This window comes from Paraburkholderia sp. FW306-2-2C-D06C (assembly GCF_058781505.1).
Map to the genome: position 1 here is coordinate 136,908 of NZ_JBYSWU010000004.1, position 22,424 is coordinate 159,331.

A 22,424-nucleotide genomic window follows, 5' to 3' on the forward strand; every position below is an offset into this window, starting at 1 on the left:
CCGAATGGTGCGCTTACATGCCGGATCACCCTCTGCCCAGACAGATATTTGCAAATGATGGCGCCTTCAAAAGCGCCGACTGGTTACTGCCCGCCGTGTTCCGGCGGCGTCGCTTCAGGTGATTCCTCGGCTGATTCTTCCGACGATTCTGACGAAGGTCCGAGCCCGCACGCAGCACTCGCGCCCCCGCCGATGCCGTTGGCGATGAAACGGCCCAGCAGGTCGAGCAACGCGGCATGGTCCGCCGCGGAAAACCCGCGCAACTGCTCGTTCAACACCGCCGCGCCCAACCCAGGCAATTGACGCGCGGCTTCGTGGCCTTGCGGCGTCAACTCCAGCTTGACCATCCTGCGATCGGCGTCGCTACGCGTACGGACCACAAAGCCTTTCTTTTCAAGGCGATCCAGCAGCCGGGTCATCGATCCGCTGTCATATGACATGACCCGCGACAACTCGAACGGCGTGTTCGCGCGCCGCGCCGAGAGCAGCAGGATCACACCGATCTGCTGGGCAGTCAGCCCCAGCGGTTTGACCGCGCGATCCATCCGCTCGACGAGCACGTTTCGCGCTTTCGTCAGGTAATAGCCGAGACTCGATTCGAGGTGAATCTCATCCGCGTTGTAGGGACCATCGGTCATCGTGTATCCAAGGGCATCGGCAAGCAGAACGGATTTTAGCTGCCTAAGCAGACAAGTCAAATTTGATTTTGTGCCGAGCGAAAGGCGGAAAAACAACACCGCCGTTTGTTGCGAGGCAAAGTATCTTGAAATTTAATTGCATAGTCAATATTATTATAGGCAACGAGTTACGCGCGATCCGCGCCACCCGAGACCATGTTCTGACCGATTGTCTGCACGCTGCGTGTGTGGTGTGCAAAAAGGATTCCCCGATGCCGTACCTGAAAAACACCCTTGGCGGCTTGAGCCGCTCCTTGACCGATTCCGCGCTGAACAGCTTTCAAGGCCCGCATCGCTGGTGGAAACTGGCGCTGTTTGCCGCGTTGTTTGTGCTTCCCGGCGGGTCGGTGGGGATGATGGTGTTTGCCTGGGTTGGGCATCGGCGGGGGCAGAAGGTAGCGTCTTCCATGACTGCGCCAGTGGAGTTGGCAGGTTCCGCCGTGGCGGCGGAGAAGGTCGCTGGGGCGGTGAGTTCAGTTGGCACCTGCCGGACACGCGGCGATGCGCCGTGTCGCGCGGCTGCCGGCAAGCAGGCTCGGCAAGCGAGCACCGATTCGCGCGGTTGATCTCTGCTCGGTTGATCTCTGCTCGGTTGATCTCTGCTCGGTTAATTTCTGCGCAGTTAATTTCTGTTTTCTGGCGTGGAGTTACCGCCCAAGCAAAGAACCCGTAACACCACGTAACCATCCCGACACCCTAAGTAACACACCACCCACCTCCCGGGCATTACCCTTTCAGTTTCCCGCGCCCAAGCGGGCCCATACGCTAACATTCCAGCAGAGCCATGATCTCGTCCAGCTGGCAGTGCCGCCAATGGCCGCACCGTGGCGTCCAGAAGGAATCCTTTGAACATGCAGTTTGATCAAAACGCGCGCGCGCGGACCATTGCGCCTCGTGCCCTGACCCTCGCGGTGGCAGCGGCGCTCGCCACCGTACTGGCCGGCTGCGCGGTCGGCCCCGACTATCAGCGGCCGGCTGCGCAGATTCCCGCCTCGTACAAGGAAGCCGCGCCCGGCTGGAAAGTCGCTCAACCGGCCGATCAACAAGACCGCGGCGACTGGTGGACCCTCTACGAAGACCCGCAACTCAACGCGCTCGAAGACAAGCTGAACGCATCGAACCAGACCATCGCCCAGTTCGCCGCTGCCTACCGGCAAGCGCGTGCGCTGGTCGGCGAGGCGCGGGCGGCATATTTCCCGACCGTGGGCGCATCCGCGGGCGCGACACGTTCCGGCAATGGCTCGTCGTCCACCAGCTCGAGCAGCTCCCGCGTCAGCAACAGCTTCAACGTCCAGCTCGACGCAAGCTGGGAGCCGGATCTGTGGGGCTCGGTGAGCCGCGCGGTCAACGCCCAGAAAGCCGGTCAGCAGAGCGCCGCCGCCGATCTCGCGAACGCCCGGCTATCCGCTCAGGCCACGCTCGCGCAGACCTACTTCTCACTGCGCTCGCTCGATGCCACCCAAAAACTCCTCGACGAAACCGTCGCGGCCTATCAGCGCTCGCTGCAACTCACGAAAAACCAGTACGCGGCAGGCGTGGCCGCGCGCTCGGACGTGATTCAGGCGCAAACACAGCTGCAATCGGCACAAGCTGCCGCAATCGACAACGGCGTCCAGCGCGCCCAGGACGAACACGCCATTGCCGTGCTGGTCGGCGAACCGGCCTCGACCTTCTCGATTCCGCCGATGCCGCTCACCGCCACGCCGCCCAATGTTCCCGCGCAAATGCCGTCGGCGCTGCTCGAGCGGCGCCCGGATATCGCATCGGCTGAGCGCAAGGCGGCAGCGGCGAACGAACAGATCGGCGTCGCGATTGCCGCGTTCTTCCCGACGCTGACGCTGTCGGCCACGGGCGGCTTCCAAAGCTCGGTGTTCTCGCAATTGCTGACGGCGCCGTCGCGGTTCTGGACGCTCGGCCCGCAACTCGCCGCAACGATCTTCGACGCCGGCTTGCGCCAGGCAAAGACCGAAGCCGCGCGCGCCACCTACGATCAGGACGTCGCGAGTTATCGTCAATCGGTGCTGGCCGCATTCCAGGATGTCGAGGACAACCTGGCCTCGCAGCGCATCCTCGCACAGGAAATCGTCGTGCAGCAGCAAGCGGTGGAGTCGGCCCGCCAGGCGCTGGCCATCGTCACGAACGAGTACAAGGCGGGCACGGTCGGCTACCTCAGCGTGCTGACCGCGCAGACCACTGCCTTCACGACCGAGCAAAAGCTGCAAAGCATCGCCGGGCAGCGGATGGTGTCGTCGGTCGGTTTGGTGAAGGCGCTGGGCGGCGGCTGGGATGTCTCGCAGATGAATCGCGAAACCGGCGGCGTCGCGGCACCCGCGCCGCTGCCCGCGTCGTCAGCCACGCCAGTGGCGCAAAGCGGGACCACCGCGCCGCAACAAGCGCCGAGCAACTAGGCCCGCTCTTCACGCCTGCAACGGCGCAAGCGCACGCTTCAGTGCGCGAACGTCAACGTGACCGTACCCGGCCCGCTCGGCCGCCCCAGCAGATTCAGCAGTCCCGCGAGGTTGTCGCGCGCTTCCGGCACGGCGCTGGCCGTGCCGCGGAACGACGTCGAGACGGCCGACACGGTGCCGTTGCCGGTCAGCATCAGCGGGCCCTTGAGCGTTGTCAGATCGATCGTGGACGACACGCCTTGCGCCTGGAACAGCAGCCGATACGACCCGAGCGGCTTGACCAGCGACACGCGCGAGCTGACGTCGTTCAGCGTCACCGTCAGCTGGCCGAACGCTTCCTTGTTGAAGCTGCGCCAGTCCGACCATGACAGCCGCACGTCGCCTTGCAGATCGAGCGTATTGAACGGTGCGCCCAAGCCGGTCAGCAGCGAAGCCGGCACGCCGATCGTGCCTTGCGTGACGGTCGCGCTACGCGGGCTGGCGTCGACGGTGATCGGATCGGGCATCGCATCGCTTTGCCGCATGGTCATGCGCACGCGGCCGGTGAAGAGCGGCCAGAACGCCGTGCGCCATTCGATCCGTCCGGGCAGCAGCGTCGCCGCGCTCAGGTCGGAACCGGCGGCGAGCATCAGCGTCGCCGAGCCGTGCCACAGCGAGCCGGCCGGATCGACAAGATTGACATGACCGCGGGTCTGTTTGGCGAATTGCGGGGTGATCCAGGCGGCCGGCAGCAACGCGACCATAACAGCGGCGCTCGACAGTACGGCGACCACCAGCCAGGGTAGCGCGACGCGCAGGCGCCCCATCCGGAAGGTCATGCGAGATCCTGTGACTGCGCGGTCATTTGACGGTCGACGGCTGCAACGACGCCGTCAGATCCACCTGGCCGTCCTCCTTGAGCGCAGTCACATGCGCCTCCGCGACCTGCACCTTGAACTGCTTGCGCACATCGTCGACCCAGCTCGTCCACGCCGGAAACGACGCGTTTTTCATCTGGATCTGCACCGCGTTGCCGATCACCTGGACCTGGGTCGCGGCAAGGCCATGATCGCTGAGCGATGCGCTCAGCGCGTCCTTCAGCGCACCGCCGGTCGGCGCGACGCCTTGAGCCGCCGCGGACAGTTGCCGCGCTTCGTTCGCCTGCGCGGTCATCTGCGCCAACTGGCGCTGCAGTGTGGGCAGCGATTCGCGCAGATGCGCACGGCCGTCCTGCGCCGGCGCCCACAGCACCGACCACGCAATCACCACGCCCAACGCCGCGCTGCCCCACGTCAGCAGCATTTTTTCGCGCTCGGTGCGCTGCTCCCAGAATCCAGCCCACGATTGGGCGAGTTCAGCTTTCATTGTCCGTTCCTGATGGTCCACTTGCCGGTATTGCTGTCGATCGCGCCGTTCAGGCCGTTGCGCGCAAGGCGTTTCGCGAAATCGGGATCGACCTTGATCTCAGGCTTGAAGGCGACATCGAGCCGCCGGTCGTGATAATCGAGCGCGGCGATGCCGTTGACCGGCACGGCTCCCAACGACCGCGCGAGACGATCCGCCAGCGACAGGAAATCGTCCGGCGACAGCTCGCCTGCCGCCACGCGCAGCTGCTGCAGCTGGCGCGACATCTGATCGGGTGCATCGAGCACGACGGTCGTTTTCGGGAAGGCGTTGAGCAGCAGTTCGGTCATCTGCGTGTTGATCGCGTCGCGCTGACGCGCAAGCATCAGCCACTGCACGTTCGCACCGACGATCGCGACCACGAGCGCGCCGACCGCCAGCAGCACCGGCAGGCGCAGACGCCGCAGCGTCGCGCGATCGAGGCGCCACGGCTGCGAAGCGAATTCGAACTGGCAGAGGTCGAAACGGCAATCCAGCGCACGCCGCGCGAGTTGCTCGAACGGCAGCGGACTTGCCCCGTGCACATGGGCCGCAAGTCTCGCGGGGCCGGTTTCGGCGAGACTCGGCTCATTGCCGGACACCTCGGTCAGCATGTACAGCGTGACCGGGGCAGCGCCCGCCAGCGCGGCGAGGGTCGCGTTCACCGCGGTGGCCGGCACCGCCAGCCCTTCGCCCTGCACGCCACGCGCGATCGCCAGTTCGACGCGCGGTGCGCCGGTTTCGAACGCACCTTCGAGCAGCAGCGCCGGCGCGGTCTGAACCACGGCGCCCAGTACGGCCGCCACCATCGGCACCGCCGGCGCGACGCCGGGCGCGGGCGCAGCTGCGGCGCCAGGCGCCGCTGTCGCCACGCGGGCCGGGCCCGCCGATACCGGCTCGCCTGCGTTGACCATTTCGGCGACTTCAACGGGCGTATCGAGCGCGACCGCTTGCGGCAGGCAGCGGGTCACCGGCACGGCGCGCAAGCTGCGGTGTCCGGCGGCGGCGAAGCCTTCGCAGATGAAGCGGAACCAGCCGCGGTCGACGATCGCGAGCAATTGCCGGCCGCCCGCGAGCGGTTGCGGATCGACGGCGATGTGACAGGTTTGCGGATCCTGGATCAGTTGATCCTCGACGACGTTCGGCAGCGCCTGACGCAACCGTGGTCCGCGCAGCGGCGGCAGCTTGGCGGGCATCATCAGCAGGTCGCGCGCGGCGACCATCAGCACCGTCGACGAAGCGCGCGGCAGCAGCGCGAGCGCCGAGCGGCCTGCGCGTTGGGTGCGGCCCGACTTGTCGAGCAGCAGGAACGGCAGCTCCGGCAGTTGCCATTCCTGCGATGGCACCGCCGGGTCACGCGGCGGCAGTAGGACGATCAGCGTGCTCAAAGGCCACTCTCTCTGGGAAAAGCGTTACTCATAGTTGGTCTTGTACCCGCACGATACGCGTAGTGTGAGTCAATGCGTCGCGATAGACGAGGGTCGTGCGGTCCACTTGCGCACGTTCGTGCTGCACGCGGCCGTGGATCAGAAAGTAGTTCGTGTTGACGTCGAGTTCGCTCGTATCGATCGACACCGACTGCACGCCGGCGCCGCGCAACGCGAGCTGCACATCGGCGACGTTATGGAAAAACACCGTTTGCCGCCGCGCGACGAAGGCCTGCGCGCTCGACAGGTTCATGCCGGGCACGACCGCCGCGATGACTTCGGCTGAGGCCGTATTCATGTTGACCGCCGACGCCGTCGGCAGCACGGTGACGAACGGACGCAAGCGCGCGACCATCTCCAGCGTGTAGCCGGGAATGTCGAGCAGCGAATCGACGCTGGTCATTTGCAGCGGCGCGAGCGCTGCGTTCTCGTTGCTGTCTTCGAGACCGGGGTTGTCGGTGTAATTGCCGCCGCCGGTCGCACCGCCCTGGATGGGCGGGGTCGCCGACGTGCCGGTGAGGGACGTGACGGTTTGAAAACGTGTCGCCGATTGAGCGAGGCTCGCGCGCATCTGGACGGCGGTGCTTTTCGCCAGTTGGCTATTCACACCGAGGGAGACGAGCAGACGCTGGTAGGCGCCAATCTGTTCCATGTTCAGTTGCAATACGCCTGGGGCCGGGCTTGCTACCAGATTGCGGAGGTTGAATTTCGCCTGGGCGTCTTCGATTGAACCTGACAGGTAGGTTGCCGCGCCTTGCTCGGCTCTGACTTCGCCGATCTGGCCGAGGAAATCCGACAGCCGTGTTTTGGCGATGGGGACGCCCCATAGGCCACCTAAGTAGGTGATTCCTGCAGAGGTGTCGCCTTCCGAACGAAGGATCAGGCGCGTCCAGTCCAGCGCGCCTCTTGCCACCCATTGGGCTTGCGACAGGAGGCGCTGGTTTTCTATCCTTCGGATCTGGACTTGCTGGCGCCAGAGCATGCCGGAGACCAATATCGCCGATAGCGCGACAACTAGCAGCGCGCTGATGATTGCTGCGCCCTGCTGTTTTGCCCGCGGCGCAGGCAAAGACGCAGGCAAAGACAACAGCGAGGAAGAAGCAGACCGTCGCGGAGACAACAAAGAGAACTTCATATCATTCTCCGACGAGAAAAACCCGCGTAACCGGCCGCGCCAACGACGTAGCCCCAATGCCAACTTCGAGCCCAGTCACGGACCGCGGCAACGGCGCATTGCCGAGCTGCGGCACTTTCAGATTATTGTCGTTCTCCGTAATAGCGGCCTGCACATCCTTCATCTGCATGGTCCAGCCGACCTTCGGCACATAAACGCGAGTAGAAATGGTCCCCACGCCACCCATCAAAGGCACCGCGGTCCAACCGTCGCCTTCGCCACCTCGCAGCGCCCGCCGCAATTCGCCGACATTGCCCAACGGCGGCGACGCATACCGAATCACGCGTCCCTCGGAAACCCGGTACCGCACCACCTGCAAACGCGGCGCAGCCTCCGGCACCACCATCTGCCGCACGATCTGCAGCACGCTGCCGTCAATCGAAACGGCCGCCTGCCCAGACTCGTCATCCGAAGCGGCCTGGCGCGCATCGATCCGCATCTGGTCGAACAGCTGCGCAAAGACGCGCTCGTCTTCCATTGCACTCGTAACGGTCTGCCGACCGCGGATGATCTGATCGAGCCCGCGCCATGACAACACCGCGATCACCGCCATGATCGCAATCGCGACCAGCAGCTCGATCAGCGTAAAACCGCCCGCGACCGGCCGGCGGCGACGCTCAGAGCGAACGGTTGTTTTCATTCGCGACCACCGTGACCATCTGAGCGAGATTGCCGGAACCCCCAGGCATCGTCACCATCACCTCCACTCGACGAAACACCGGATTCGGCGTCGCCGTCACATGCTCCGTACAGGTCAACTGCAAGTTGCCCTGCGAACAGTCAAAGCTGGTTTCGCCGACGTTCGGCCAGCCATGCGTGAGACGCAATTGCGCAAGCGTGTTGTCCGCGCTCCAACCAGCCAGCAGGCGCCGATGCAGATCGGCTTCGCCGCTCGCCAGACTGCCCACCGCGCGCAGCGATGCGGCCAACGCCACCGCGATGATCGTCAGCGCTACCAGCACTTCGATCATCGTAAAACCGCGCTGCCGTGCGCGACGGCCCAAGCTCCTGCAACGACGCATCTCAGTGCACCTCATAGCGGCCATTGCCGGTGCCGACGATCGTCGCGCGCCCCGCCGCCGAAAACAGCGTGATCTGCACCGGCACGTCGATCGCCTCGGTGCCGAACACGACACGGCTCGGCTGTGCGTCCGAGCCGGGATAGTTGATCATCACGCCGGTCACGCCACCTTCCCACCGGCGTGGGCCGAGCAGATCGTCATGCAGCGGACGCCAGCCGTCTTCGGTACGCAGGTCGAAACGGAAACCGCCTTCGAGCGGCTGCCACGCAATCGGCCGCGCGCGCACCTGGGCTTCGTCGCCGGCCGATTCGAACAGCAGCGCGAGACGCTGCGCTTCTTCGTTCAGATCGGTGCGCGGATTGCGCGTCATCGTCAGCGCCGTCAACGACACCAGCAAGCCCGCGATCACCAGCACCACCATCATTTCCAGCAGCGTGAAGCCCGCTGCACGCTTCGATCCGCATCCACGCGCGCCGAGCACGCGCGCACCGGCGCACGCCGCGTGCGGCATCGGCGCCGTACACGGTGTGTCCACACGGGACTTGCAAGCGGACATACGCATAGTGCCGGCCACGAACGATCAAAAACGATGAGTCGATAAAGTGCGCGGTGGATCGCTTGGGAGCAGGGCGATCCGGCGCGCCTGAAAAATCAGCGAACTACTGCCACGAGCCTATGTCGGCGTCATTGCCTTCGCCGCCTGCCTTGCCGTCGGCGCCGTAGCTGAACACGTCGATTTCGCCGTGCACGCCCGGATTCAGATACTGATAGCCATTGCCCCAAGGATCGTTCGGCAGACGCTCGAGATAGCCGCCGTCCTTCCAGTTGTTCGGCACCGGGTCCGTGCCCGGTTTTTCGATCAGCGCGCGCAGGCCCTGCTCCTGGGTCGGATAACGGCCGTTGTCGAGACGGTAGAGTTTCAATGCCTGCATCATCGTGCCGATGTCCTGCTTGGCCGCTACGCGCCGTGCTTCATCGGGACGGCTCATGATCTTCGGTACGATCAACGCGGCCAGAATGCCGAGAATCGCGATCACGACCATGATTTCGATCAGCGTAAAACCGCGTTGAAGGCGGCTGCGCGAACCCGCGAATTCCATACGGCGAGTGGTCGACAGTTGCATAGCTTGCTACCTCTTTTCAGGTGAAATTTTCGATCGGGCGGGATTCGCGCATTGGCAGGCGCACTCGCAATCAGCGTGCCATTGAACACGCCCGGCCGGTCATTTTAATGTCATGCAGTTGAAGGGCTTCAACCCAACGCAATTTTCACAATAGTCCGTACAATGATGCGCATGAACGCCATCCAAATTCGCCTTCTTTCGCTCGCGCTGTTCGCCGTGTTCTGCGCGACGCTCACCTACTGGGTCATCACGCTGTCCACGATGTCGGGCGCTCCGTTGCCCGCCGCCGCAGCGCATGCCCCGATCTCAACCGAACAGGCGGCTACGCTGTTCGGCGGTCAGCTCACGCGCAACGCCAACCAGGACGTGCATCTGTTCGGCATCCTCGCTTTACATGAGGGCTCCGCGGCGATCGTCAGCGTCGGCGGCGAGCCGCCGCATGCAGTGTCGCTCGGCAGCGCGCTCATGCAAGGCGCCAAACTCTCCGAGGTTCGCGCCCGCTCGATCATCATCGATCGCAATGGCGCGCATTCCGAAGTGTTCCTCCCGGCCAATGCGGCAGGTCCTACGATCTACGTGCGCTAAACCAGCCTGCTCCGATCGGGCAGATTGCGCCGCGGGCAATAATCCGCGGCAACCCGCAATAACCTGCGGCAACCCGCGGCAACCTCGCAATCAGCAAACCTCACTGCTTCACTGCACCAGGTTGTTCAACTCGATGATCGGCAGCATCACCGCCAGCACGATCACCAGCACCACGCCCCCCATCGCCAGAATCAGCAACGGCTCGAGCAGGCTCGTCAGGAACATCGTGCGGCGCTCCAGTTCGCGTGCTTCGCCGTCGGCCGCGCGGTCGAGCATCGTCGTCACGTCGCCGGTCGCTTCGCCCGAACGGATCAGGTGAACCAGCACCGGCGGAAACGTCTTCGTATTGCCGAGCGCGCGCGACAAGGACGTGCCTTCACGCACGCGCACGATCGCGTCGTCGATGTTCGCGCGCATCGCGTTGTTGCTGAGCGTTTCGGCCGCGGCCTGCAGCGCGCGCAGAATCGGCACGCCAGCGGCGGTCAGAATGCCTAGCGTGCTGGCAAAACGCACTGTGTTGTAGCCGCGCACGAGCTTGCCGAGCAGCGGTGCGGTCAGCAGCCAGCGGTCGAATGCGAGGCGCGGGCCGGGTTGCTTCAATATCGAGCGCACCAGATACGCCAGCCCGGCGACGCCGATCAGCACCGCCCACCACCAGTGCCGCACGAAACCGGACAGCGCCATCATCATGATGGTGAGGAAGGGTAGTTGCTGTTTGGTGCTGGCGAACACGTTCACCACTTGCGGCACCACATAGCTCAACAGAAACGTGACGATGCCGAAGGCGATGATCGTGACGATGGTCGGATACGTGAACGCGAGCACGATCTTCTGCTTCAGCGCGTTGCGCTGCTCGATGTAGTCGGCCAGACGCGACAGCACGAGACCGAGCTTGCCGGTGTGTTCGCCGGCGGCCACCAGCGCGCGATAGATTTCGGGGAAGTCCCGCGGATGCTGCGTCAACGCATTCGCGAGCGAATGGCCGCCGAGCACTTCGGCGCGAATCGACGCCATCAGTTCGCGGATGTAGTCGCGCTCCGATTGCTCGGTCAGCACCGCGAGCGCTTCGTCGAGCGGCAGGCCGGCGATCAGCAGGCTCGCCAGCTGGCGCGTCAGGATCGCCTGCTCGCGCTGCGACAGGCGCCGCCCCAGCGACAAACGCTGACTGCGCTCGCCTCGCGTGCGCGTCGCGGCCGGTTCGACCACTAGCGGCGTCAGGCCTTGCGAACGCAGATTGGTCCGCGCGCCGCGCGCGCTGTCCGCGTCGAGCACGCCTTTTTGCGCTTTGCCCGCCGCGTCGATCGCTTCGAAACGAAATGCCGGCATGCGCTTATGCTCCGCCCGTCACGCGAATCACTTCTTCCAGCGACGTCAGTCCGGACGCGAGCCAGCGGTCCGCATCCTCGCGCAGCGTGCGCATGCCTTGCGCGCGGCCGACTGCGAGAATCTCCGCGTCGGCGGCGTTGCGGTGAACCAGCGTGCGGATTTCGTCGTCGATCAGCAGCAGTTCGTACACGCCGCGCCGGCCCGCATATCCCGACTGCCCGCACTTGTCGCAGCCCACCGGATGCCAGTGCACGCGGCCGTCTTCCTCGACGCGCTCTTCGCGGCACACCGGGCACAGCCGCCGCACCAGCCGCTGCGCCAGCACGCCGAGCAGCGACGACGCCAGCAGATACGGCTCGACGCCCATGTCGGTCAGACGCGTCACGGCGGAGGCGGCATCGTTCGTGTGCAGCGTCGCCAGCACAAGGTGACCCGTCAGCGACGCCTGCACCGCGATCTGCGCGGTTTCCAGATCGCGGATTTCGCCGATCATGATGACGTCCGGGTCCTGCCGCAGGATCGAGCGCAGCGCCCGCGCGAAGGTCATGCCGATCCGCTCGTTGACCTGCGTCTGGCCGATGCCCGACAGGTCATATTCGATCGGATCTTCGACCGTCATGATGTTGGTCGTCGCGGTCTCGAGCCGCGACATCGACGCGTACAGCGTGGTCGTCTTGCCCGAGCCGGTCGGGCCGGTCACCAGCACAATGCCGTGCGGCCTGCCGATCAGCTTGTCGAATTTGACGAGCGTGTCGGACGCCATGCCGAGCGCTTCGAGATTCAGGCGCGACGCATCCTTTTCCAAGAGACGCAGCACCGCGCGTTCGCCGTGACCGGTGGGCAGCGTCGACACGCGCACGTCGACCGGACGGCCGCCGACGCGCAGTGTGATGCGGCCGTCCTGCGGCAAACGCTTCTCGGCAATGTCGAGCTGCGCCATGATCTTGATCCGCGAGATCAGCGCGCCGTGCAGTGCTTTCTTCGGCCGCACCACATCGCGCAGCGTGCCGTCGACCCGGAAACGCACCACCGATGACGTCTCGAACGGTTCGATATGAATGTCCGATGCCTGTTCGCGTGCGGCCTGTGTGAGCAGCGCGTTGATCATGCGGATGATCGGCGCGTCGTCTTCCGATTCGAGCAGATCCTCGACCTCGGGAATGTCCTGCATCAGACGCGACAGATCGACTTCGCCTTCCACTTCGCCGACCACCTGCGCGGCGCTGCCGTCCTGGCGCGCATAGGCCTGGTTGATCGCCTGCGCGAGTTCGTCGGCGGGCAGACGCACGACCGACAGCGCGCCGAAATTGCGCGCGACTTCGGCGAGCGCCGCGTCGCTGGTGCGTTCGCTGATCCAGACTTCGAGACTGTCTGCATGCTGATGCGCGACCAGAATCTGGCCGCTGCGGGCAAAGCCGTACGGCACGAGTCGTGCGGCGACGGCCGACGGCGCGATGCGCTCGGCATGCTCCGCCACGACCGCGGGCGGAATCGCCGCCGCATGGGTCGACGCACCGGCTCGCGCCGCTGCTGACGACGCAGAAGCTGACGGCGGCGTGGACGGCGTGCTCACGGCTGCACTCCGGGCGACGCGGTGGAAGGCGCGGCGGGCACAGGGTTGGCCTGGACAGCACCACTCGTCGCCGGTGCGGGAGCGCTAGCCGGAGGCGGCGGCGCCATCTGCTGGCGTCGCATCTGGTCAAGATTAAACAGGTTCATGGCGGCCGAGCCGCCCTCGGCCGGGCCGATCGGCTTGGGCGGCATCACCGGATCGTCCTTGTCCTTTATCAGGTTGTTGTCCGACCTGTACGCGCCCTGCACGCCCTGGATGTAGTCGTAGCGGTTCGACGTCACGGCCTGAGCGGTATCGCGATCGTTGATGATCACGGGGCGCAGGAACACCATCAGGTTGGTCTTCTGGCGGGTCTTCTGTTCCGAGCGGAACAACTGGCCAAGCCACGGGATATCGCCCAGCAGCGGCACCTTGCTGTTGCTGACCTGGTAGTTGTCCTGCATCAGGCCGCCCAGCACGATGATCTCGCCGTTATCGGCGAGCACCGTCGACTGGATCGAACGCTTGGTGAACTCCGGGCCGGCCGGGTTGGTCGCGACGTTGGTCGTGCCGTTCACGATCGCCGAGTCTTCCGTGTAGAGCTGCAGCTTGAGAATCCCGCCATCGGTGATCTGCGGCTTGATGTGGAGCGTCAGACCGACGTCGACGCGGTCGAACGTATTGAACGCGTTGCCCGTGGTGCCGCTCGTGAGGTTCGAATACGAACCCGTCTGGATCGGCACGTTCGTGCCGACGACGATCTTGGCTTCCTCGTTGTCGAGCGTGATGAGGTTAGGCGTCGACAGCACGTTCGCGTCGGCGGTCTGCGACAGCGCCTGCAGCAGCGCGCCGAGTCCCCGCACCCCGAAAATGTTGTGCACCCACCCGACGTTGAGCCCCTGCTGGAGATTCTGGGTTGCGAGCGCCCCCGCGAGACCGCCGGTGGTCGCGGTCGCCGCGGCCGCCGTCAGATTGACGATGCTGTTGCCGGAGCCGGTCGCCAGGTTGGTGCCGGCAAGGACCGAACCGTTCGCGACCTGCCACTGAATGCCGAGATTGGCATTCGTGTTCGAGTTCAGCTCGACGATCAGCGCCTCGATATAGACCTGTGCGCGCCGCGCGTCGAGCTGGTCGATCACCGCCCGCAGGTTGCGGTACACCGGGTCCGACGCCGTGATGATCAGCGAGTTGGTGGCAGAGTCCGCCTGGATCATGCCGCCCGGCTGATTGTCCTCGCTCTTTTCCTTGTCGCCGCCGAGCAGGCCGCCAGAACTGGAACCGCCGCTCGAGCCGTATGCTCCTCCCGCACCGCCGCCCATCGGCGACGCCATCGAGCTGCTTCCGAGTCCGCCGGACGGCAGCGGGGGCGTACCCGCTGTACCCGTCGAACTGCTGCCAAACGAGCCGCCGCCGCTCTGGTTGGACGAAGTCGCTTCGTTCGAGCCGGTCGACGAGCCGGTCTCGCCGCCTTTGCCGAGCATCCCGCGCAAGGTCTTCGCGAGCTTCGTCGCGTCCGCGTTGCGCAACGCCACGACGTGCATGTTGCCGGGCTGTCCGGTCGGTCCGTCAAGCTGTTTCGCGAGAGACTTCGCCGCGTTCAGCCGCCCGGCGTTCGACGCACGCAGCAGCAGCGAGTTGGTGCGGGGGTCGGCCGTGACCGATACCTTCAGCGTTGTGTCGGTGCTGCCGATCGTGCCCGGATCGAGCATCTTCGTGAGCTGCTGCGCGGCGTCGAGCGCGTTCGCGTTTTTCAGCGGCACGACCTGGACCTGCTGGCCCGCCGCCGTATCCACGCCCGCGATGATCTGCGCGATACGCCGCACGTTGTCAGCATAATCGGTCACGACAATCGTGTTGTTGGCGGGATAAGCCGCCACGGTATTGTTCGGCGAGATCAGCGGACGCAAAACGGGCAGCAGATTATTGGCCGACTCGTTCCTCAGCTGGAACACCTGCGTGACCACCTGGTCGCCGCGCGCAACCGGCGCGTTGCCGACATAGGTCGGCACGCCTTGCAGCTTGGCGTCGGCTTCAGGCACGACTTTCAGCACGCCGTGGTCCTGTACCAGCGCGAAACCCTGCATCCGCAGAGCAGACTGCAGGGTCTTCAGCGCCTGGTCTTCAGGCACCGCATTTTCGGACACGAGATTCAACTGACCTTTCACGCGCGGGTCGACGATGATCGTTTTGCCGGTTGCCGCGCCGATCGCCTTGGCCACCTGATCGATGTCGGCGTTCACGAAATTGAGTGTCACCTGTGCCTGTGCTGTCTGCGCGGTGATCAATCCAGCCACCAGCAGCGCCGTTGCGACGCGACGCAAAGCCATACGATTTCTTCTCATGGAATGTGGTATCGATGCCGACAGCCTGAGCCGCCGGCGGTCACGCAATGCGGACATATGAGCAAGCCGCAGCCCCTTCGGTCTGCCGGCGGGCTTCACGGGCAATCGCCGCCCTGGATGCCGGCCACCCAATGTCCGAAAAAAATGAACAGTAACAGTTTTTCATGTCGAATTTGTCACAAAACAAACAGCCCCGTACGATTACTCAAAGGAGCTTCCCGGACCGTCAAGTATTTGAAAGCTTTCGCGCTTCCGTACGCGGTGCCGCATAGTGCCGCGTTTTTGGCTGGATTATGTCGGTTAGCCAACTTGACGCTCGATTGCCTGCCGGTATGATACGAGCCGTTGGGGGTGCTGGTCGTAGCTAGACTACGCGGGTTTTCCCCCATGCCCGGCTCACGCCCGGCCAAGGCGGCTCTCCGGCCTTGAGCGACTGAAGTTTGGCCGATTGATTACCTTACCAAACCTTACTCTTGCAATTTGTTGAGTCATCTTGACCGATGAAGCAAACCCTCGTCACCGTCGCCGCAGGACTTGCCGTGCTGATCGCAGCAGGGTCCGCGCGCGCCGACTGCTTTGACGCGGCAGCGGGGTATCAGAAGGTCAACCCGTTGATTCTGCGGGCGATTGCGTGGCAGGAGTCGCACAACCGGCCGGACGCGCAGCATAAGAACGCAAACGGCTCGACCGATTATGGGGTCATGCAGATCAATTCGATCCATCTGCCCACGCTCGCACAATACGGCATCTCGCAAGGCACGCTGATGGAGCCTTGCAAGAACGTCTATATCGCCGCATGGCATCTGCGCCGCCAGATGAACAAGTACGGCAATACGTGGCAAGCAGTCGGAGCCTACCACTCCGAAACACCGGCGCTGCGCGATAAATACGCTCAGGAGATCGCCGCGATCCTGCGCAAGTGGCATCTGATGCCGACGGCTGCTGCGCGCTGACCGGCAGTTGCGCGGGCAAGCACGGCGTTCCTGCCTTTCCTGTTCACGCGTGCGCCCGAGCTTGCGCAAGTCGCCACTCGGAGCCCGTCACGCGGCCACTGTCCGTTTGATGCACAATGCGGCTTCGTGTTGCCGTCGGTGCATGGCCATCAGTCTGGTCATGGTGTCATCAGACCCCGCGCCCGGCACGCCTTCCAATCCTCTTGCATTTCCGTACTGCGATGAACCAGCCGCTATTGCCCGTCACCGTGCTCTCCGGTTTTCTGGGCGCCGGCAAGACCACGCTCCTGAACCACATCCTCGCGAATCGGGCCGGTTTGCGCGTGGCCGTGATCGTCAACGATCTGGCCGCCGTCAATATCGATGCAACCCTCGTGCGCGATGCCGCCGCGCTCTCACACGTCGAAGAGCAGCTCGTCGAACTGTCGAACGGCTGCATCTGTTGCACGCTGCGCGACGACTTGCTGGTCGAGGTCAAGCGCCTTGCCGGCGAAAAGCGCTTCGACGCGATTCTGATCGAATCGACCGGCGTGGCGGAACCGATGCCAATCGCCGAAACTTTTACCTTCGTCGACGCTGACGGCGTGTCGCTGTCCGACGTCGCCCGGCTCGACACGATGGTGACGGTGGTCGATGCGTTCAATTTCCTGCGCGACTACGGTTCGGCCGATGCGCTTGCCGAGCGCGGCATCGCCGCGACTGAAGCAGACGATCGTACACTGGTCGAATTGCTGATCGAGCAGATCGAATTCTGTGACGTGCTGGTGGTGAACAAAGCCGATCTGGTCAGCGCCGACGACCTCACGCGTTTGCAACGCATCCTCGCGCGCATCAATCCGCGCGCCACGCAGGTGGTGAGCCGCTTCGGTGAGGTGCCGCTCGCCGAGGTGCTGAACACCGGCCGCTTCGACTTCGACGAAGCGTCGAGCGCGCCGGGCTGGCTGGCGTCACTGAATCACGATCGTGAGCACGGCCACGCACATCACGGCGAAGCCGACGAATTCGGCATCGGCGACTTCATTTACCGGGCGCGGCGGCCGTTTCATCCGGAACGCCTGTGGGCGCTGCTGCATCAGGAGTGGCAGGGCGTGTTGCGCAGCAAAGGCTTTTTCTGGCTCGCGACGCGTAACGACATCGCCGGTTCGCTGTCGCAGGCGGGCGGCGCTTGCCGGCATGGTCCGGCGGGAATGTGGTGGGCCGCTCAGGATCGCTGCGAATGGCCGGACGGCGACGATGAGCTGGCAGCCGAAATTGCCGGCGACTGGTACGGCGATCCGGACGATATGAGCATCGGCGACCGGCGCCAGGAACTGGTGTTGATCGGGATCAGCATCGACCCGGCCGTCTGGCAAGCGAAGTTCGATGCGTGCCTGCTGACCGACGCGGAATATGCAGCGGGGCCGCAAGCGTGGCAACAGTTCGCCGACCCGTTCCCGGCCTGGGACTTCGACGAAGACGATCACGACCATGGCGACCACGACCATGACCACGACGGTCATGGTCACGGCGAAATCCTGCATCGCCACGACTGAGCCGGTTTTCCCGACCAGAATGTTTAGCCGCGGCACCCGTCGCCGCTAAACCGAAAACAAATCGCAGACGAAAAAAAACCCGCCGTGGGCGGGTGTCAACTGCCAGGCAGTAATCTGCTTAGCGCTTGTTGACTGCGTCCTTGAACGCTTTGCCAGCCGTGAACTTGACGGTCTTGGCGGCCGGGATCTTGATAGTTTCGCCGGTCTTGGGATTGCGACCCGTACGTGCTGCGCGCTTGCCCGAACCGAAGCTGCCGAAGCCGATCAACTGTACCGCGTCACCCTTCGACACAGACTTCTTGATCACTTCAAGCAACGTGTCCAGCGTCTCACCGGTTTGAGCCTTGCTGGCGCCCGTCTGACCTGCGACGGCGTCGATCAGTTCCTGTTTGTTCATTAAGGTTCCTTTCTGAGTTTAGGTTGACACGAACAGCGCGAACGCGCCGATTATACGTGCGCGGGCCGCGCCGTCGAGCAGCTGCGGCTCCGGATCCCCTCCGGACATAGCGCCGGACGGATGACTGTCTGGCGGCCGTGCCGCCGCTCCCTTCGCGGCGCTTGCTATGATAGCGCAGCGCAAACCCAATCAGGACAAGGGTTTCGAAGATTTAACGGTTGCGGGGCCGATACAGCAGGGAAATCGCTGTTTTTGCTGTTCGCGGGCTCGAACCGAGGGCTGAAACCCAGTATGGACGGGGCTTGGCGTTGGTTTTTGCCAACGTTCGGCGCTTCTTTTTCGCCGCTCGGCGACCTGCGCGCCCTGGCGATAATGCATGACCTGCTCTTTCGAGCGTCTTTTTCCGCCGCGCATGACCGATCCGCTGATCCCCGCCACCCTCGCGTTTCGCGACAACGGCACACCTTTTTCCCCGCTTTACGACGACATCTATCACAGCGCCGTCGGTGGGCTCGAACAGTCCCAATACGTTTTCCTGCGCGGCAACGCGCTGCCGGACCGGTGGCAGGGACGCCGCATTTTCACGGTGCTCGAAACCGGCTTCGGCATGGGCATCAACTTCCTGACGACGTGGGCCGCCTGGCGCGCCGATCCGGCACGTTGCGAGCGGCTGCACTTCGTCTCGACCGAGAAACACCCGTTCACGCCTGCCGACTTGCGCAGCGTGTACGCGAAAACGATTTCCGATCCGTCGATTGCCGCGCTCGCACTCAAGCTGACCGGCGCGTGGCCGATGCTCGTGCCCGGCACCCATCGGCTCGAATTCGAAGAAGGCCGGGTCACGCTGACGCTGGTGTTCGGCGACGCCACGGAGAGCTTGCCGACCTTGAGGCTACGCGCCGATGCGTTCTACCTCGACGGCTTCGCGCCGGCCAGGAACCCGGAATTGTGGACGCCGGCGATCTTCAAGGCGCTCGCGCGTCTGGCGGGCGAGGGCGCGACGTTCTCCACTTACAGCAGCGCCGGCGACATCAAGCGCGCCCTGACGCAATGCGGCTTCGAATATCGGAAGGTGGAAGGCTTCGGCTGGAAACGGGCGATGCTGGTCGGTCACTTCGCGCCGCGCTGGCGCGTGCGCCGTTATGAGCCGCCGGCGCCGCTCGCGGTCGACGAGCGGCATGCCATCGTGATCGGCACCGGGCTCGCCGGCTGCGCGGTGATCGAGCGTCTGGCCGCGCGCGGCTGGCGCATCACATCGCTGGAGCGGCATGCATCGGTGGCGCAAGACGCGTCGGGCAATCCCGCCGGCGTATTCCATCCGATGATCTCGCGCGACGACAGCGTCGCCTCGCGCATCACGCGCGCGGGTTTTCTCTACGCGCTCGGACGCTGGGCCGCGCTCGAACGGCTGGGTCATAAGCCTTTGCGCGGTAGTGCGGGCCTGTTGCAGATCGCCGCGAACGACGAGGAAACACGTTTGATGACCGAAGCGCTCGCGGCATTCGGCTATCCATCCGAATATGTGACACCGGTGTCGCAAACCGAAGTGCAGCGCCTCGCCGGCATGCCGCTCGCGCACAACGGCTGGCTCTTTCCGCACGGCGGCTGGATCGACCCGGCGTCGCTGTGCGCCGCGCAGTGCGCAGCGGCGGGTGCGCAACTCGAACGGCGCTTTGGCGTGGACGTCGCGCGAATCGAGCGAGCGGAAAATCAATGGACCGTATTCGATGCCGCAGGACATGCGGTCGCTCGCGCGCCGGTGGTGATCGTCGCAAGCGCGCACGGCGCCGCGCGCATCGCCGGTTTGCAGCACGCGCCGACTCGCAGCATTCGCGGCCAGCTAACCTTGCTGCCGCGAGGCAGCGTGCCGCCGCTGCGGATGCCGGTGATCGGCGAAGGCTACGCAGTCCCGCTCTCTGACGGGCTCACGCTGACCGGCGCCACCTACGACCTCGACGATCCCGACACCTCGCTGCGCGCCGACGGTCATCTGGAAAACCTGGAGCGCGTCGCGCAGATGCTGCCGGTCTTCAGCGGCATGGTGGATCCGGCACGGGCGGCTTCGCTGGCCGGACGCGTCGCGTTTCGCTGCGTCACGAGCGACCGGCTGCCGATGATCGGCAACTTCGCCGACGAAGCCGCGGCGACACGCGATGCCCAGCGTCTACGTGGCGCATGGCCGCTCGACCTGCCGCGTACCGATGGCTTGTACGGCGCGTTCGCTTACGGTTCGCGCGGCCTGGTGTGGGCGGCGCTCGGCGCGGAGCTGATCGCCTCGCAGATTGAAGGTGAACCGTGGCCGCTCGAGCGCGATCTGGCCGAAGACATCGATCCGGCGCGCTTCCTGTTGCGCGCATTACGGCAAGGCGCCCTGGGTTAACGGTCTGGGTTAATGGTATTAACCGCAGGTACTAACGGTATGCAGGCACGTGCGGTAGGCGGGAAAAGTTATCCACCGGAACATGTGGATAACTGCTCGGTTTACCTGCGCAACTCGTGTGGAACCGTTGTGGACGTAAACGGGGTAACTTTGCCGCCGTCAAAAATCCAAAAAAGTTACCCCGGTATACCGGCAGCTGCCGCACACACTGTGCATCCGGTTATGCCGCTGGCAAGCTGATGATTCGTTTCGGTAAACCAAGGTTATCCACAGAAACCGAGTCAGCTTGTTAACTGTTACTACGTATACATACGACAAACCAGTAAACAAGAAAGGCCGTCGCCAGATCGGCGGGCATCGTCTTCGCAGGACCCAAAAAATCGGTGCTAAAAACGTCTGCGCCGTTGCCGTGAAAAGCACGTCGGTCTTATTCAACCTGTACCCTGTGGCGGCCCAATTCATCCGTTAAACGGTCGCTTTTTCCACCCAGCGCGAAGATGGCGTACGTTTTTACCGTTTTGCCGGCATGTTCGTGTGTTTTCGGTCGAGGCTGAAAAAGCTGTGGCACAATCGCCGTTCTTCCCGCGTCGTGCCTCGCCTCAAAACGGTACACGCACCTAACGGAACGGTGCCGGTCAATCAGAATCTGATTCAGAGTCGACGGCGTTCTTTTCACCGTGCCGGGCCGCTTGCTACGGCCGCACCCCAGCATGCGCCGCGCTTCCTGCGGCTGCGGCGCATTCAGATCATCCGATCGTTAGAAACGCGCAACGCTGGTCACGCGAAGCGATCGCGACAGTGAGCGGCTCATGCGCTCACCCGCTCGCCGGTGTTTGCGCCGGTTCGTATCGCCGGCCGTTGCAGCTAAGGAGAACCCACCACGATGAAGTCGGCGTTTTCGTTTTTTCCAGCCTGGCCACTCACGCCCGACGCCATTTTTTGGGCTGGCCTTGCTTTGCTCGCCGCGGGTCTATGCGGTGAACTCTGCTATCGGGCATGGCGTCTGCCGCGTATTTCCGGCTATGCGGTCATCGGTCTCGTGGCCGGTGCAGCCGGTTTCGGCGTGATCGACACGGATTCCGCCAGCGAGGCACGGCCGCTTCTCGATGTCGCGCTCGGGCTGTTGCTGTTCGAACTAGGGAGCCGGCTCGATCTGCGCTGGATTCGCCGCAATCCCTGGCTGATCCTGTCGAGCATCGCCGAAGCCACGCTCACCTTCGCGCTCGTCCTGCCGGTTTTGCTGTTCCTGAACGTGCCGCTGATGGTGGCGACGGTACTCGCCGCAATCGCAATGGCGACTTCTCCCGCGATGGTGATCCAGCTCAAAACCGAACTGCGCGCCGAAGGTCAGGTCACCCAACGTTTGCTGACCTTGACCGCGCTGAACAGCATGTATGCGGTGGTGATCGAAAAACTCGTGTCGAGCTGGTTGCATCAGGAGGTTTACGGCAACGTATTCGCCACCATTCTGCAGCCGTTGTATCTGCTGATCGGCTCGCTCGTGCTGGCCTATCTGCTCGCGCGCACCTGCACCTTTTTTTATCGCCGCCTGAACATGCAGGACGAGCATTCGTTCGTCGCGCTAATCGGCCTCGTACTGCTGGCGATCGCGATTGCCCATCTGTTCAAGCTGTCGACCATTCTTGCGCTGCTGGCCGCCGGCATCATCGTGAAGAATCTTGAAGCGCGTCCGCAGTTGTGGCCGCAACACTTCGGCACGGCCGGCTGGCTGTTGACGGTGATTCTGTTCGTGCTGACACTGACTTCGTTCGAATGGAAAGATATCGCGCTCGGCGGCGTCGCGGCTCTGGGTCTGATTGTTGCGCGGCTAGTCGCCAAACTGGTGGGCGTATTGGCATTCGCCAAACCGAGCGGCTTGAACTGGAAGCAGGGGATGGCGCTCGGATTGTCGCTGTCGCCGATGTCGGCGCTTGCCTATCTGCTCGTCGACGATACCTATAACCTCTATCCGAACTTCGATCCGCAATTACGGGCTATCGTGATGTGTTCGATTTTCGTGCTGCAGATTCTCGGGCCGTGGCTCGTGTATCGCAGCCTCGCGCTGGTGGCCGAACGGCGCGAAGAGTAAGCCGGCGCCGCGCTTCTGGACGCCCGCATTTTGAACACCGTAATACGCTTTATCCAAACTCATTCGATTCAAAA

At 64.0% G+C, this 22,424-nt stretch carries 20 protein-coding genes; 7 read left to right on the forward strand and 13 right to left on the reverse strand.

Annotation, left to right across the window (positions count from 1 at the left end; all coding sequences use genetic code 11):
* Nucleotides 1-83: 83 nt before the first annotated feature.
* Nucleotides 84-638, reverse strand: a complete 555-nt coding sequence (locus AC3WLT_RS04685) for a MarR family winged helix-turn-helix transcriptional regulator (RefSeq protein WP_492590751.1) — start codon at nt 636-638, stop codon at nt 84-86.
* Nucleotides 639-889: 251 nt separating this feature from the next.
* Here AC3WLT_RS04685 and AC3WLT_RS04690 point away from each other — a divergent pair, with 251 nt between their 5' ends.
* Both AC3WLT_RS04690 and AC3WLT_RS04695 read left to right on the forward strand, forming a co-directional pair.
* Entirely contained in the window at nt 890-1,243 is a 354-nt protein-coding gene (locus tag AC3WLT_RS04690; protein ID WP_492590823.1) for a hypothetical protein, read from the forward strand.
* Nucleotides 1,244-1,528: 285 nt separating this feature from the next.
* On the forward strand, nt 1,529-3,085 hold the full coding sequence (locus AC3WLT_RS04695) for an efflux transporter outer membrane subunit (protein ID WP_492590752.1): 1,557 nt from the start codon (nt 1,529-1,531) through the stop codon (nt 3,083-3,085).
* Between the two features lie 38 nt (nt 3,086-3,123).
* On the opposite strand, the gene AC3WLT_RS04700 is transcribed toward AC3WLT_RS04695, so the two are convergent.
* The 8 genes from AC3WLT_RS04700 to gspG form a co-directional block, all read right to left on the reverse strand.
* Nucleotides 3,124-3,903, reverse strand: a complete 780-nt coding sequence (locus AC3WLT_RS04700; protein WP_492590753.1) for a type II secretion system protein N — start codon at nt 3,901-3,903, stop codon at nt 3,124-3,126.
* Between the two features lie 22 nt (nt 3,904-3,925).
* Complete coding sequence (locus AC3WLT_RS04705) at nt 3,926-4,429, reverse strand: type II secretion system protein M (protein ID WP_492590754.1); 504 nt, start codon at nt 4,427-4,429, stop codon at nt 3,926-3,928.
* Nucleotides 4,426-5,835, reverse strand: coding sequence for a type II secretion system protein GspL (gspL, locus tag AC3WLT_RS04710; RefSeq protein ID WP_492590755.1), 1,410 nt, complete (start codon nt 5,833-5,835; stop codon nt 4,426-4,428). Before gspL ends, AC3WLT_RS04705 begins: the two co-directional genes overlap by 4 nt.
* Before the next feature lie 28 nt (nt 5,836-5,863).
* Nucleotides 5,864-7,009 carry a type II secretion system minor pseudopilin GspK gene (gene gspK / locus AC3WLT_RS04715; protein ID WP_492590756.1) on the reverse strand — a complete coding sequence of 382 codons (1,146 nt, stop codon included), beginning with the start codon at nt 7,007-7,009 and terminating at the stop codon, nt 5,864-5,866.
* A 1-nt stretch (nt 7,010) separates the two neighbouring features.
* Nucleotides 7,011-7,688 carry a PulJ/GspJ family protein gene (locus tag AC3WLT_RS04720; RefSeq protein ID WP_492590757.1) on the reverse strand — a complete coding sequence of 226 codons (678 nt, stop codon included), beginning with the start codon at nt 7,686-7,688 and terminating at the stop codon, nt 7,011-7,013.
* Nucleotides 7,666-8,070, reverse strand: a complete 405-nt coding sequence (gspI, locus tag AC3WLT_RS04725) for a type II secretion system minor pseudopilin GspI (protein ID WP_492590758.1) — start codon at nt 8,068-8,070, stop codon at nt 7,666-7,668. Before gspI ends, AC3WLT_RS04720 begins: the two co-directional genes overlap by 23 nt.
* Nucleotide 8,071: 1 nt before the next feature.
* Nucleotides 8,072-8,632 (reverse strand): GspH/FimT family pseudopilin, encoded by a 561-nt coding sequence (locus AC3WLT_RS04730; protein ID WP_492590759.1) that lies wholly within the window; start codon nt 8,630-8,632, stop codon nt 8,072-8,074.
* A 97-nt stretch (nt 8,633-8,729) separates the two neighbouring features.
* On the reverse strand, nt 8,730-9,194 hold the full coding sequence (gene gspG, locus AC3WLT_RS04735; protein WP_492590760.1) for a type II secretion system major pseudopilin GspG: 465 nt from the start codon (nt 9,192-9,194) through the stop codon (nt 8,730-8,732).
* Between the two features lie 171 nt (nt 9,195-9,365).
* On the opposite strand from gspG, the gene AC3WLT_RS04740 reads away from it, so the two are divergent.
* Nucleotides 9,366-9,779: a type II secretion system protein N gene (locus AC3WLT_RS04740; protein WP_492590761.1), complete on the forward strand. Its 414-nt coding sequence runs from the start codon at nt 9,366-9,368 to the stop codon at nt 9,777-9,779.
* A gap of 108 nt (nt 9,780-9,887) precedes the next feature.
* Here AC3WLT_RS04740 and gspF read toward each other — a convergent pair whose 3' ends face one another.
* Genes gspF through gspD form a run of 3 tightly spaced genes read right to left on the reverse strand, consistent with a single transcriptional unit; the run spans nt 9,888 to nt 14,984 of the window.
* Nucleotides 9,888-11,105 (reverse strand): type II secretion system inner membrane protein GspF, encoded by a 1,218-nt coding sequence (gene gspF / locus AC3WLT_RS04745; RefSeq protein WP_492590762.1) that lies wholly within the window; start codon nt 11,103-11,105, stop codon nt 9,888-9,890.
* Between the two features lie 4 nt (nt 11,106-11,109).
* Nucleotides 11,110-12,678 carry a type II secretion system ATPase GspE gene (gene gspE / locus AC3WLT_RS04750; RefSeq protein WP_492590763.1) on the reverse strand — a complete coding sequence of 523 codons (1,569 nt, stop codon included), beginning with the start codon at nt 12,676-12,678 and terminating at the stop codon, nt 11,110-11,112.
* On the reverse strand, nt 12,675-14,984 hold the full coding sequence (gene gspD / locus AC3WLT_RS04755) for a type II secretion system secretin GspD (protein WP_492590764.1): 2,310 nt from the start codon (nt 14,982-14,984) through the stop codon (nt 12,675-12,677). Before gspD ends, gspE begins: the two co-directional genes overlap by 4 nt.
* Before the next feature lie 515 nt (nt 14,985-15,499).
* Here gspD and AC3WLT_RS04760 point away from each other — a divergent pair.
* Together AC3WLT_RS04760 and AC3WLT_RS04765 are read left to right on the forward strand one after the other, a co-directional pair.
* Complete coding sequence (locus AC3WLT_RS04760; RefSeq protein WP_492590765.1) at nt 15,500-15,952, forward strand: lytic transglycosylase domain-containing protein; 453 nt, start codon at nt 15,500-15,502, stop codon at nt 15,950-15,952.
* Nucleotides 15,953-16,173: 221 nt separating this feature from the next.
* Nucleotides 16,174-17,484: a GTP-binding protein gene (locus AC3WLT_RS04765; protein WP_492590766.1), complete on the forward strand. Its 1,311-nt coding sequence runs from the start codon at nt 16,174-16,176 to the stop codon at nt 17,482-17,484.
* A 118-nt stretch (nt 17,485-17,602) separates the two neighbouring features.
* Here AC3WLT_RS04765 and AC3WLT_RS04770 read toward each other — a convergent pair whose 3' ends face one another.
* Complete coding sequence (locus tag AC3WLT_RS04770; protein ID WP_006050811.1) at nt 17,603-17,881, reverse strand: HU family DNA-binding protein; 279 nt, start codon at nt 17,879-17,881, stop codon at nt 17,603-17,605.
* 412 nt (nt 17,882-18,293) lie between these two features.
* Here AC3WLT_RS04770 and mnmC point away from each other — a divergent pair, with 412 nt between their 5' ends.
* Both mnmC and AC3WLT_RS04780 read left to right on the forward strand, forming a co-directional pair.
* Nucleotides 18,294-20,261, forward strand: a complete 1,968-nt coding sequence (gene mnmC / locus AC3WLT_RS04775; RefSeq protein WP_492590824.1) for a bifunctional tRNA (5-methylaminomethyl-2-thiouridine)(34)-methyltransferase MnmC2/FAD-dependent 5-carboxymethylaminomethyl-2-thiouridine(34) oxidoreductase MnmC1 — start codon at nt 18,294-18,296, stop codon at nt 20,259-20,261.
* Between the two features lie 883 nt (nt 20,262-21,144).
* Nucleotides 21,145-22,350, forward strand: coding sequence for a cation:proton antiporter (locus tag AC3WLT_RS04780; protein ID WP_492590767.1), 1,206 nt, complete (start codon nt 21,145-21,147; stop codon nt 22,348-22,350).
* Nucleotides 22,351-22,424: the final 74 nt, after the last annotated feature.